The organism is Microcoleus sp. AR_TQ3_B6 (assembly GCF_036702785.1).
Classification (GTDB): domain Bacteria; phylum Cyanobacteriota; class Cyanobacteriia; order Cyanobacteriales; family Microcoleaceae; genus Microcoleus.
In genome coordinates this window covers 1-12,487 of record NZ_JAUBVJ010000067.1, presented here as the reverse complement: position 1 = coordinate 12,487, position 12,487 = coordinate 1, and the positions used below count along the sequence as shown (strand labels likewise).

Below are 12,487 nucleotides of genomic sequence, written 5' to 3'. Positions count from 1 at the left end.
GAAAGGTATGCGAGAAATAAACTCAGTTGATCTGAGAAATCTCAGGTTAGACAGCGATTCACGAAGAAACCAAGAATCAGGCTTTTCTTGCGTAAGTTTTGTTTAAGTACAAAATCGTTTAGAATGCTTACCAGCGGTAAATCTTCGCTCCGAGTATTAACTGTGTCTTTCAAGCTAAATTAATGTTATGTCCACTCTTTCTCTCAAGCGCTTGGTGGCCAAACTTTCAGGAAAAGCGACGCTCCAAACTATACTCATAGTTCCGTTTGTCTTGCAAGTATTTGCAGCGGTGGGTATTGTGGGATATTTATCATTTAGGAACTCTCAAAGAGCAGTGAATGACCTTGCCGATCAGTTGATGGGGGAGGTGAGCAATCGCATCGAGCAAAATTTGAGAACTTATCTGCAAACTCCGCACCAAATAAATCAAAGCAAGCTGGATGCAGTGAAACTCGGTTTTGTGAACATGAAAGATTTGTCAGCTTGGGAAAAGTTTCTGTGGCGGCAAGTGCAATTATATCCTTATATCAATTTTACGTCGATCGCTAATCGAGATGGAGAATATCGCACCGGCGAAAAGATGTCGAACGGCACTTTATTGATTAACGCATCGGGCCCATCTACAGGTTTTGATTTTTATTCTTACAATACTGATGATCGGGGCGATCGCACGACAGTAGCAGCCTTGGTCAAAAACTTCGACATCCGACAGCACCCTTCCTATGCCTATGCCGCTCTAGAAGCCAAACCAACTTGGAGTTCAGTTTATGTATCCTTCCTAGAACCAACCTTGATCCTCAGCGCGCTGCAACCAGTTTACAACAGCCAGAAACAGCTAGAAGGAGTATTAATTGCTGCCTTGCGTCTCGACAGTATCGGTCAATTTTTAAACAGCCTCAAAATAGGCAAATCTGGTCAAACTTTTATTATCGAAAGAAATGGCACGCTGCTGGCAACTTCCACACCCGAAAAACCTTTCCGCACCCAAAACGGTAAAAAAGAACTGTTTAAAGTTACAGAAAGCAGCGATGCAGTAACGCAAACTACAGCTAAATATTTAGAAAATCACTTTCAAAACTTGCACCAAATTACAAAAGCGCAGCAAATAAATGTTGAGATAAACGGTCAGCATAAATTTTTAAAAATCCTGCCATTCCAAGACGGTAAAGGTTTAGATTGGCTGATTGTTGTCGTCGTTCCCGAAGCCGACTTTATGGAACAAATCCATGCCAGCAACCGAACTACAATGTTGCTATGTCTGGCAGCTTTAGCCATGGCAACTGTGCTAGGAATTTTCACTTCTCGGTGGATGATAAAACCTATTTTAAAATTAAAAGATGCAGCAATCGCTTTGTCAGAAGGACAATTTGACAAAACTGTAAAGCTCTCTCGCTCCGACGAGTTGGGCGTACTTGCCGCTGCTTTTAACAGCATGGCAGCACAACTGCAAGCATCTTTTACTGCCTTAGAAACTAAAAATACCGAATTGCAGCGACTGGACAAACTAAAAGACGACTTCTTAGCCAATACTTCCCACGAACTCCGGACTCCCCTCAACGGCATTATTGGGATTGCAGAATCTTTAATAGACGGTGCTACCGGACAACTGCCAGAAACCACAATTTTTAACTTAGCTTTGATTTCATCGTCTGGAAAAAGATTGTCTTCTTTAATTAACGATATTCTGGACTTTTCTCAGCTCAAGCACAAAACGATTGTACTGCAAATTAAGCCGATCGGTATGCGAGAAATAGTCTCTGTAATTCTCACTTTGTCTCACCCATTAGTAGGTAAAAAAAAGTTGGAGTTGATTAACTCAGTCTCTCCTGAATTGCCGACAATAGCAGCCGATGAGAATCGCTTGCAGCAAATACTTTACAACTTAATTGGCAATGCGATTAAATTTACCGAAAGCGGCACAGTTGAAATTTCCGCAGAATTGGTAACGGGCAACGCACAATCACCGCCTAATTCCCAATTAGCCATTACTGTATCTGACACCGGTATTGGCATCCCCGAAGATAAATTAGAGCGAATTTTTGAATCCTTTGAACAAGCTGACGGTTCTACTGCTAGAGAATATGGCGGCACGGGTTTAGGGTTAACTGTTGCCCAGCAATTAGTGGAATTGCACGGAGGTAAAATTTGGGTATCTTCAACTGTAGGCGTCGGTTCCCAATTCACCTTTACTTTGCCCGTATCTGAAATTCAGCCGGAATTTAGCAGCAGACAGCCGCGTTTAACCGAGGGAGAGCGCATTTTAATCACTCCTGAATTCCCCCCCGAACCATCTATAACACATTCTCAGGTATTAGCCAAGAGCGAGTGTCGAGAAAGTGAAAGATTAAAAATTTTGGTAGTTGATGATGAGCCGATTAATATTCATGTCATCATCAACAGTCTTTCTATAGAAAAATACGAGATCACTCAAGCGAGCAACGGCTTAGAAGCTTTAAATCTGATCGAATCAGGATTTAAGCCAGACTTAATTTTACTCGACGTAATGATGCCGCAGATGACTGGTTATGAAGTCTGTCTAGAAGTCCGCAAAAAATACTCGCCTTTAGAAATGCCGATTCTGATGCTGACGGCAAAAAATCAAACTACCGACTTGGTAGAAGCTTTTAACTTAGAAGCAAATGATTACGTAACTAAACCTTTTATAAAAAAGGAATTGTTAGCGAGAATTAACACGCAAATTCGCCTGGCAAAACTGAGTGCAGCCTACGCCAGGTTTGTGCCGCACGATTTTCTAACATTGCTGGAAAAGCCGAGTATTATTGAAGTTAAATTAGGCGAAAATCAGGAAAGAGATATGACAGTGCTGTTTGCTGATATTCGCTCGTTTACGGCGCTTTCAGAAAATATGACCCCGCCTGAAAATTTCGCATTTATTAATACTTACTTGGGGAAAATAAGCCCAGCAATCAGAAGAAATAACGGGTTTATTGATAAATATATTGGGGATGCAGTCATGGCACTGTTTCCTAGATCTTCATCTGATGGCGTGCGAGCAGCAATTGATATGCAAAAAGAAGTGAAGATCTACAACCAGCAGCGACAAAAAAATGGTTTGTTTCCGATCGCGATCGGTATTGGTTTGCACGCGGGCAATTTGATGTTGGGTACCATTGGTGAGCGAGAACGGATGGAAAGTACGGTGATTGCTGATGCTGTGAATCTTGCGTCTCGTTTGGAAGGATTGACTAAGGTTTACGGGGCGGGAATTATAGTTAGCGGTGCAATTATTGAGCGCCTCGACGATCCAAAAAAATATAATTATAGATTTGTCGATCGAGTAACCGTGAAAGGAAAGAGAAATGCTGTGTCGGTGTTTGAAGTTTACGATACAGAAACAGAGCAGAGCATTGTACTCAAGCAACAAACTGCGGAGGTTTTTCAAGAAGCTCTCAATTTTTACTACCAGCAAAAATTTGTGGCAGCCCAAAAAGTATTTCAGAATATTTTACAAATCAATCCTGACGATCGGGTAGCAATGCTGTATTTCAAACGCTCTCGCAAGTATCGAATGTACGGAGCGCCGGATGGATGGTCTGGGGTGGAAATTTCGACGGAGAAATAGGGCGCGCACTCGATCTGCCTACTTTTTTTTAAATATGATTGCACACACTTTAACATATAATTGTACGAACGCCGAATTTATTCCAAGTTTTAGAACCGACAATGCCATCAGCAACGATTTGTGGTTGCTTTTGAAAGTTGATGACTGCTTGTTGGGTTTTCGCGCCGAAGGCTCCATCAGTATTTAGGGAAGCTCCGTTGGCATTTAACAGTCGCTGGATGTCGCGGACATCCTCATTTTGGGAAACCGCACCGTTGCGTTTCAGTAGGAGAAAATAACGGCCCGAAGGTAATGAACAGGCGAAGGGCGTTTGTGGTTTGCATGGTTTGAGTGGGGATTAGTGGTTGGTAAGTTGTTTTAACTTGCTATTCCCCAGTTGTAGCTGTGGGGGGGAGTGCTTTAACAGTCGCATTTTATAGTGAAATTTATCTGGGATAGCGCAGATGAGTGACATCTCGCTATCAAATCCGTTTTGTAGACAGAGTAATTGTCAAAGGCAAACAGCAGCCGATTTCGATTGATGAAGTTCTCGACCCCGAAACAGAGGGAGCATTTCACTTTTGCTTTTACGCTCCTAAAAAACGCTTTTTACAAAACTGAGTGGCTGCCGAAACAGAGTTAGTCAGGGAATTGAAGTTAGAAAATCAGCCGGATTTTAAACTGCGTTTAGAACACGATCGCCGTCACGAATTTAAGGCAGCTAAAACCTGTGTTTACAGCGCTTTGCATCTAAATGCAGTACACCCCCCTGGCACCCTCCCCGAACTTCGGGGAGGGTGCCCGAGAGGGCGCGTGGGGTGAATCTACTTCACTCAGTTGAAATCTGCTGTATCAAGTTTTAGCATCTTTGCCGGAAGCCCCACACGATACCTGTAGGGCTGTTGGTGACGTGCTGGGGGGGTGACAAAGAGGTCTACGAGATAGACTGTATAAGGGTTGCAGCCCGCATACCTTGTTGATAAAAGCGGCGTTTAGAAGGAGTTAACTTCATTAACTGTTCCACCTCTAAAGAATATTGTTCTAGATAATTAAGCCACTTTTCTCCATCTAATCCAACACCAAATGTACTCCGTCTGCGATATTTTTTATTTGGTTCTGTGCGACGAGATACATATTCTTGTACCTGCTTTTTCTTCAGTTCATTACCTTGAAATATTGCGGAACTGTACGCAAGTGTCATGAGCAAAATCATGTTAATAAGTCGGTTCCCTTTGAGGCTTGTTCCTTCAAGATTGTAGCCGACTGTTTTACAGTCTCGGAACATTTCTTCAATGCCCATCCGCTGCTTATAAGTATTGAGCGCTTCTCGCAATGAGCCTAAGTCCGTGAGAATAAACCAGGCTTCTTTAACTTGATATTTCCCATAGTTCCTTTTCCACTTACAAGCAAGCTCAAATCCGGTAGTAGGTAGAGTTTTTCTCACTTTTTTCCCTTGAACATACAAAGAAGTTCCGGGTACTATTCCTAATTCATCCAACCGTTGCCCAACTAAATGTTCTGTTTCGATACAAAGATTCTTTTTCAGTCTTAAGCAAAAAGACACACCCTTTTCCTTAATCCAGTTTCCCAAATCAACATCACAAAATTCACGGTCTCCTAAAACGATGACTTTATATTCTGAAAATAATGGTAAAACTTGCTCTAAATTGGTAATTTGTGACTCAAAGTTACTATTTCCTAATTTTGGCAACAGACCCCAGTATAATGGAATTGCTCTTCGCGGACTGATCGGGCTAACCATAAAGAGATTAATGCACCCCCATTGACTGCGGTCGATTGCAATTGATAAACGAGTACCAATGCGGCAATAAGTGGTCAACCAATAAGTAATTAAGGGGAACCAAATTAATGAGATAGTTAAGTTTTGTAAATCCAGAAATCTTTGTAGTTTTCTACGCCGACTTTCCGTTGTAATTGGGTAAGGAAATACCCGTGCCAGTCGTTCTAATCTCACTTGTTTTTCTGATTGCATCACAATGGGCAAAGTTGTCATTACAAGAAACTGAGCTGATGTCAGTTGTTTTTTTAAATGAGTCTGGTAAAATGTTGGTATCATTATTTTTTGGATAGGCAAGCGTGTAACAATTATGCTGCCTATCTTTTTTTAGCACACATTGGCTCAATCCTCACCACCTCTGGGTTTGGGGCTGGTTGTCACCCCCCCAGGGTGACGGGATGGATAGGCGGATTGACGTAGAGAAAGCGAGTTAATCAATCTTGCCGCGGTGTAATGGATCGATTCACTCTTGTCTAAGCTGAGTAACGGTCTTTTCTCTAATAGGAGGCAACAATACTGTATTTAAAGCGAGTCAAGCATTTGAGCGAAAAGGGCGATCGGGAAAATTGGTCTGGGGTTGGGACTTTAACTTAGAAGTGATATCGTAGTATCGACAGATAGTAGATTTGCGGCTGTCAAACAACTTGAGAATTGAATCAATGACAATTTCTGTAACTATTGGATTAAAGCCGGAAATAAAGTCGTCGGCGTTTAGATTTTGTCTAAAAAATTCCTTAGCTCGATCGCACTGATAGCGCATTTCGTCAAAACCCACAATTTTTACCACAAACGTTGTCAGTGGCGAAATCTCCAAATCGGTATTAGAAGTGCTTTTAGCCCGCCCATTTTCTAATAAATTCAATACTTCCGCTTCTAAACTAATTTTTGGTTGGTAAGGTTTTTCTATTTCTGGAAAAAAGCTTTCTAGGCGCACGCAGTTAGCAGTTTTATCCGGAATTCCTCCCATCATCATCGCCAGAGAAACCTCAATCCCCAAATCCGAAGAAAGAGCTTCTAGCAGGGCTAGAGCAGGCAGTTTGCACCCCAAATAAAGCTTCGCAATTTCGAGATTGGACTTAGCCGTAGTTTCCCAGCGCTGATACGTGCGATCGTCTGGATATCCCTCAAACTGCCGGAAAATCATCTCTGGCTTGAGATAATTCAGAAAACCTTCCATCTTCAGCAAAGCAACTCGGTAGTCGCGAATCGTGTAAAAACCGCAGCAGATGAGATTATGATTGGTTTCCGGCAGTAAATTCCAGGTATTTGCCAAAAAATGGGCTGAACTCGGGTGAGCAAAACTCCTCACATCCCGGTTAGAAATTCGCACAGATTTTTTCACCGTTTCCCGCATTTGCTCGTCAGTCAAACTGAGGTTAAACAGGCTATTTATTGCTTGCAAGCGGTCATAAAGGCGCTGGCTTACCGTTACTCCTGACTCGGCGGTGCGAAACGGAATTGTTGCTTCTATGCAGCCTGCAATTTGAAGCAATTGCTCGCGTTTGAGAAATGGTTCTAGAGCTTTTGCTGCTACCAAAGCGCTGAGAAATTCGTTTTGTCCGGAGAAGGGATTGAGGACTTCGCCCGGTTCAAAATTGAATACCAGCATTACCATCTCGAAGGTAGCATCCGCAGACAGTTCAGATTTATCCCGAATTTGTAGCTGTTTGTTAACCTCTTTTGCAACAGGAGTGATGTAGTAGCTGACGTTAAAGTTAATGCTGCGATCGACTTGCACGTAGACGGTATCGTGAAATAAAGCTGCCAAAACCTCGATCGCGTCTTCATTTCCCCCCACATCAAAAATATGTTCGGGAGTGTGAAAAAACCGCCAGGGCCCCATCATCGGCTGAACAATCAGTTCGGCAATCCGAGCGAGTTCACTTGGTTCGACTTTTGCTTCCAGGCGATCGAGGGCCCAAATTAGCTTTTCTAAGCACTGTAAGTAGGCTTGTTTGCTATCCATCACAGTCTTTCCCAATAACATTACTGTCAGTCGATTTTAGATTTTAGATTTTAGATTTTAGATGTACTCCACAGATGAATCTGGAAGCTTGAACAAAAATCTAAAATTTTTATATCTCCACGACAGGAGTCGGGGGCTTGTAGCCGTTTTTGAGCGGGGTGACCTCAGCCACCCTGCTGTTACTTTGATTCTTTTGTAGATGCGCCCCGGCTTTTTTGATTTGGAATTTTTGACTTTTTTGTTTAATACTTTTGCGGGTCTTTAGGAGGCAAATACTTACTTAAGATCCACTTAATTTCCGGTAGCTGACCTCCCCTGTTTTCCCAGTCTAATTAGCACAAAGTATGACAAGTAAATTACATAGATTGCTAAACCTATCAGACCTAACAATCCCAAAAATTGAGGGTTTGCCGTAGGGTGAAACATTTGTTTGTACAGCCAAGGCGGGTCTAACCAAACGCGGCAAAAAGGTTCGTCAATTACCTGAATTTGAGATTTAAAGGCACAGCTTAAGAAGGGAAGTTGAGCTAGAGCGCCCAAACCGCTGTAAACAGTAATCGCCCACCGCCAAGCTGTAAAAGCCAGTTTCAGGGGCGACTGCGGTCGATCGGCAATTTCTTCGTTTAAATCCTCCCAAAACCACAGACAAGCAGGAATTAAAGCCCTCCCAATCACCGACGACACAAAGCTCACTGGCAGCGCAGCCATCATCAGGTAAAGTGTAATTGCCAGCAAACTCGCCACTCGCCAATAAATAATCGACAAACGGACGATCGCCTCAGCTTTTGCAACAACAGCCCAAATCAGCACTACCAGCGGGATCGAAATTGTTAATAACACAGACAACCGGTAATCCATCCAGACTAGCGGTTGAAACCAAGGCCCGGTGGCTGCCAATAAAAGACTGAACATCTTTGGGAAAATATACTCACTTATTTGTGACAAATTCTACTACAAAAATGCTAAAAAATCAGTAACCTGAACACGGTCTTAAGGTTTTGTTACTGCTACCTTTTCTAAGGTACTTGGCGCGCTTTGAAAGGTACTTGAGAAACGATAGACGGCAATACCCTTGGGTTAAAACTGTTTATTCCTCGGAACTCCCGAGGCAGCAGCCCCCGAGCCAAGGGCGAGAAGAGAGCAAATTCTTGTCTCCCAAGGGGGGCGAGGGGGAAGCTGGCTGATTTGAACCGTATTGGGATAGAGGGCAAATCTCGCCCTTACCTAAAGGCTCAACCCATAAAATAAAATTCTCCCGCGCCAAAAGTTAGATTTCGGCGCGGGAGGTTCGGCATAGAGCTAAATGGCTCGTTTATTCGTCGTAGATGCGGCACTCAGCAGCGTCAGGATTGTCGTCGCAATATTGTTCAAAAGAATTCTTAGGTTTGACTTGCTTTTGGTGGGAAGCTTCTGCTTGCAGTTCTTCAACTGCGTCCCACGCCGCCGCGCATTCCCCGGAAGTGGCGCCTTTGAGGTCGCAGACGGCACGAGCGCTTTCTAGTTCTTCTTCAATTTTTTCTTGGATGTTGACCGAGGGTGTTGTTGTCATAAAGCTTGTTGGTATGAAAGTGTAGGAGAATATGGTTGTCCCCGACCTATTTCTAGGTAATGTTAGCACGCGCCTTTGTTTAGTGAGCTTTTTGGGCTAACGGCACATCCTTAACCCAAATAAAGATGTTTAACCGTTAACGACAGAGCAAGAGATTAGCTCACGCCTCCGCTTGGTGTCATAACTCAAAAAACGTAGACCTCTAAAGTATACGGCTGGTCAACTGTGGTTTAAGTCAAAGGCTAGAAGCTAGCGTGTCTTTAGACCTGGGTCGTTGACCTTATTAAGTAAGAAAGGTTTTCTTTTTGGATGTTAGTTTGGGTTGGATTTGCAGTTTCCGTCTGGCGACCCCAGCTAATAATAGCTTGAGATGCGCTGCTGTTGCCGCAGCCCAGATACAAAGCATCCATAAAGGAGACGCAGCAGGCGTCTCTACTCCTTGCTTTACTCTAGCCCGTCGGCGGGTTCTAGTCCACAGACATCAATGTAGGCCGAGCCGACCTTACTTTTGATGAAAACATTACACGAGGTTGGTATGTCAAACTGTATTGAGCTTTATCTTTTAAGATCTAGCTGAACACGGCATTTAACACTTAACAGATTAAGCTGACTCTCATGTTAACTTATGTTAACACAAGAACGGCGATCGAGGAGCATCGATCGCCCCAGAAAACCGAGAAGGCCAGCGGCCAGTTCCGGTTAGCGCGAACTACCCAACATCAATCACAAGCTGTCACCATTGATATGGGCTTCCCAATTCAACCGCGACAGCCTCTACTGTAGTAGATTTGCACCCATACCGCTTTGGTCTTACATCGCCTCCAAGGGCAGTAACGCTGGTGCCCAACGCCAAAATCCGTAATCCTTCATTTCTGATGTTGATGCCAGCATTCACATCGCGATGTGTCGTTGCCCGCAGTGCGTACAATCAAACTCACGAACCGATAGATTCATCTTTGCGATTGGCAGTAAGGTATTTGAGCCCAGATGTAAATGTGTCGATGGGAAAAATCGACCTACTTCTAGATAGATTTTCCCTTCTGATTCTGCTTTGTATTTGAGCATAGTACAGAACATCCCCCATCCAGCATCACTGATTGATGTAGCTAGGTTTTGATTTTTCACCATATTCTTTACTGCCCGATTTTCCACAACAATAACTTGGTTTTCCTTGACCGTCTTACGGGACAGTTTATGTAGAAAATCTTCGCGTACTCTTCTGATTCTTGAATGCACCTTGGCAACAGCTAGTTTAGCGAAAGCGACGCTTACTTGTAGTCTTGTCCCTTTTACGGCATAGCTTACGTTGTTTACGCTTGAGGTTGCCAGAGTGTTTTTTGAGATGTCTGGGATTTTGATGTTTTGAGCCGTCAGATGTGACTGCAAAATCAGTCAAACCTAAGTCAATCCCGATGGCTTTGCCCTCATTACATGACTCTGGCTGTTCGATACCATCATCAATCAATAGTTAAGCATAGTAGCGACCGTCAGGCATTTTAGATAAAGTGACAGTCCTCAACTTTCCGATAGTGTCGCGATGAATTTTTACTTTCATCGCCCCAAGATGTGCCGGAAATTTAATTTCAGAAGCGCTCAAGATTTTGACGTTCTGAGGGTACTGAATAGACTGCTTGCCTTGACGCTTTTTGAAGGTTGGGTATTGAGTCCGACCATCAAAGAAGTTGATAAAAGCTTGTGATAAGTTGAGAACAGAAGACTGGAGGCATTGTGAATAGCATTCTTTCAACCACTCATGCTCAACCTTCCATACCGGAATCTAGTTTTTTCATGGTGAAAGCAGAAAGCCCCTTGCCAGTCTCTTTGTAAGTCTGTGACATGGTAGCTAGAGACTGATTCCACACCCAACGAGCGCAGCCAAAGGCTGGCACTAAATGACTTTGTTGTTCAATGTTGGGATAGATTCTGACTTTGACTGCTTTCAACACGATACCTTTCTGTATCACATATGTGGAAGCTATGATAACGAACATATCCACAGAAAGCAAGGAATTTATTCGCCTCGTCATCCACCCGCCCGCTGGCAATCTCTAAAGGTTGTCGGGTTGCAGGCGGGTGGAATTCTCTCATCGAAAATTTTGGGTTTGAAACCCCTTCTTCGGCGGACGGCTTTACTATTTAATTTTAACCTTTCACAAAATACAGCGGTTCTCAACAAAGTGAGGTATGCCCTATGCCCTATGCCCTATGCCCTATAGTACCTCATATGAGAGCTCGAAAGGCTAGATATGCTAAAATGTGAGGTATGGAAAAAGCTTACAGTTACCGATTTTACCCAACCCCAGAACAAGAGTCGCTATTGCGGCGTACTGCCGGCTGTGTAAGATTAGTTTACAATAAAGCTCTCCACGAAAGAACTCAAGCATGGTACCAAAGGCAAGAAAGAATAGGATACAGTCAAACTTCCTCAATGTTAACGTCTTGGAAAAAACAAGAAGAGTTAGATTTTTTAAATGAAGTTAGTTGTGTTCCTTTACAGCAAGGTTTGAGACATTTACCAACTGCTTTTACTAATTTATTTGCTGGTCGTGCTCGGTATCCTAACTTTAAGAAAAAACATCAAGGAGGAAGTGTAGAATTTACTAAGTCTGCCTTTAAAGTTAAAAACGGACAAATTTATTTAGCTAAATGTTTAGACCATTTACCTATTCGATGGTCAAGACAAATACCCTCATATTGTGAACCTATTACGGTAACGGTTAAATTACATCTATCATGACGTTGGCAGCTCTCAATTAGATTTGATGACCCCACTATTAAACCCTTACCTGTTAGCGACCAAGTGATAGGAATTGATTTAGGAATTAATAGCTTTATAATTACTAGCGATGGGATAAAGTCGCTAATTCTAAACACTTTAAGAAACATTACCGAAGATTGCGTAAAGTCTAAAAAAGTATTTCTCTAAAACAGAAAGGGTCAAAAAATCGAGAAAAAGCAAGAATTAAGGTAGCTAAGGTTCACGCTCAAATAACCGATAGCAGAAAAGACCATTTACATAAGCTAACGACTCAATTAGTTCGTGAAAACCAAACGATTGTACTTGAGAATTTAGCGGTGAAAAACCTGGTCAAAAACCCCAAGTTAGCGCCAGCTATATCAGATGTTATACCAATTTCCTAAAGTTCTGCTACAGATATAGCGGCCAAAATAAATTCCCATCCCGTCAAAGAAGCAATGACTTCTTTAGTCAAATTTTTTAACTCTTTTTGCACCGCTGGTCTCAACTCTTCTATTCGCTCGAATTTCAACCATTTCAATTGTTCTTTTACATATCCCCACAGTCTTTCTATTGGGTTTACTTCCGGACTGTAGGCGGGTTGAAATAGTAAAATAACGTTTTCTGGTATACTGAGATTTAAAGAGTTATGAAACCCCCCATTATCTACTTGAATTAGATGTAAATCTTCCGGGTACTCACTAGCAAACAGCTCTAAAAATTTCTCAAAGCACAGGCTAATCTAAATGAGTAAACTCATAAAAAAAACTGGCTCCTGTTAGTGGCTCTACTGCACCATACAACCACAAATAAGTAAAGTCCCATTGTACTTTGCCTTGCGGTTTTATGCCGTAACCTGTTAGCTTTCTTCTTTG

Annotated in this window: 14 protein-coding genes and 1 pseudogene; 5 read left to right on the top strand and 10 right to left on the bottom strand. The window is 42.7% G+C overall.

The features are described 5' to 3' along the window. Window positions 1–187 precede the first annotated feature (187 nt). Window positions 188–3,583, top strand: coding sequence for an ATP-binding protein (locus tag QUB56_RS26090; RefSeq protein WP_332959123.1), 3,396 nt, complete (start codon window positions 188–190; stop codon window positions 3,581–3,583). Between the two features lie 49 nt (window positions 3,584–3,632). On the opposite strand, the gene QUB56_RS26085 is transcribed toward QUB56_RS26090, so the two are convergent. After that, entirely contained in the window at window positions 3,633–3,794 is a 162-nt protein-coding gene (locus tag QUB56_RS26085; RefSeq protein ID WP_332959149.1) for a peptidoglycan-binding domain-containing protein, read from the bottom strand. Window positions 3,795–4,030: 236 nt separating this feature from the next. On the opposite strand from QUB56_RS26085, the gene QUB56_RS26080 reads away from it, so the two are divergent. Then, the gene (locus tag QUB56_RS26080; RefSeq protein WP_332959122.1) at window positions 4,031–4,183 is read left to right on the top strand and encodes a hypothetical protein; all 153 of its coding nucleotides are present in this window, start codon (window positions 4,031–4,033) and stop codon (window positions 4,181–4,183) included. Beyond that, window positions 4,184–4,384 (top strand): hypothetical protein, encoded by a 201-nt coding sequence (locus tag QUB56_RS26075; RefSeq protein WP_332959121.1) that lies wholly within the window; start codon window positions 4,184–4,186, stop codon window positions 4,382–4,384. 112 nt (window positions 4,385–4,496) lie between these two features. On the opposite strand, the gene QUB56_RS26070 is transcribed toward QUB56_RS26075, so the two are convergent. From QUB56_RS26070 to QUB56_RS26055, 4 genes are all read right to left on the bottom strand, one after another. Further along, the gene (locus QUB56_RS26070) at window positions 4,497–5,639 is read right to left on the bottom strand and encodes an IS4 family transposase (protein ID WP_332959120.1); all 1,143 of its coding nucleotides are present in this window, start codon (window positions 5,637–5,639) and stop codon (window positions 4,497–4,499) included. A gap of 253 nt (window positions 5,640–5,892) precedes the next feature. Continuing rightward, window positions 5,893–7,347: a hypothetical protein gene (locus QUB56_RS26065; protein ID WP_445243395.1), complete on the bottom strand. Its 1,455-nt coding sequence runs from the start codon at window positions 7,345–7,347 to the stop codon at window positions 5,893–5,895. A gap of 270 nt (window positions 7,348–7,617) precedes the next feature. Next, window positions 7,618–8,238 (bottom strand): DUF3177 family protein, encoded by a 621-nt coding sequence (locus tag QUB56_RS26060; protein WP_332959118.1) that lies wholly within the window; start codon window positions 8,236–8,238, stop codon window positions 7,618–7,620. A 400-nt stretch (window positions 8,239–8,638) separates the two neighbouring features. Continuing rightward, window positions 8,639–8,875 carry a Calvin cycle protein CP12 gene (locus QUB56_RS26055; protein ID WP_332959117.1) on the bottom strand — a complete coding sequence of 79 codons (237 nt, stop codon included), beginning with the start codon at window positions 8,873–8,875 and terminating at the stop codon, window positions 8,639–8,641. A gap of 615 nt (window positions 8,876–9,490) precedes the next feature. On the opposite strand from QUB56_RS26055, the gene QUB56_RS26050 reads away from it, so the two are divergent. Continuing rightward, window positions 9,491–9,658, top strand: coding sequence for a hypothetical protein (locus QUB56_RS26050; RefSeq protein WP_332959116.1), 168 nt, complete (start codon window positions 9,491–9,493; stop codon window positions 9,656–9,658). A 108-nt stretch (window positions 9,659–9,766) separates the two neighbouring features. Here QUB56_RS26050 and QUB56_RS26045 read toward each other — a convergent pair whose 3' ends face one another. The 4 genes from QUB56_RS26045 to QUB56_RS26030 all read right to left on the bottom strand — a co-directional run bounded on the left by QUB56_RS26045 (window position 9,767) and on the right by QUB56_RS26030 (window position 10,839). Next, window positions 9,767–10,111 (bottom strand): transposase, encoded by a 345-nt coding sequence (locus QUB56_RS26045; protein WP_332959115.1) that lies wholly within the window; start codon window positions 10,109–10,111, stop codon window positions 9,767–9,769. A 16-nt stretch (window positions 10,112–10,127) separates the two neighbouring features. Then, the gene (locus QUB56_RS26040) at window positions 10,128–10,271 is read right to left on the bottom strand and encodes a hypothetical protein (RefSeq protein ID WP_332959148.1); all 144 of its coding nucleotides are present in this window, start codon (window positions 10,269–10,271) and stop codon (window positions 10,128–10,130) included. Between the two features lie 72 nt (window positions 10,272–10,343). Continuing rightward, window positions 10,344–10,622 (bottom strand): hypothetical protein, encoded by a 279-nt coding sequence (locus QUB56_RS26035; RefSeq protein ID WP_332959114.1) that lies wholly within the window; start codon window positions 10,620–10,622, stop codon window positions 10,344–10,346. 10 nt (window positions 10,623–10,632) lie between these two features. Next, a complete protein-coding gene (locus QUB56_RS26030) occupies window positions 10,633–10,839 on the bottom strand; it encodes a helix-turn-helix domain-containing protein (protein WP_332959113.1) in 207 nt (68 codons plus the stop codon). A gap of 299 nt (window positions 10,840–11,138) precedes the next feature. On the opposite strand from QUB56_RS26030, the pseudogene QUB56_RS26025 reads away from it, so the two are divergent. Next, a pseudogene (locus tag QUB56_RS26025) lies at window positions 11,139–11,998 on the top strand (RNA-guided endonuclease InsQ/TnpB family protein); the annotation flags it as partial. A gap of 14 nt (window positions 11,999–12,012) precedes the next feature. Here QUB56_RS26025 and QUB56_RS26020 read toward each other — a convergent pair. Beyond that, entirely contained in the window at window positions 12,013–12,348 is a 336-nt protein-coding gene (locus QUB56_RS26020; RefSeq protein ID WP_332959147.1) for a transposase, read from the bottom strand. Window positions 12,349–12,487 lie beyond the last annotated feature (139 nt).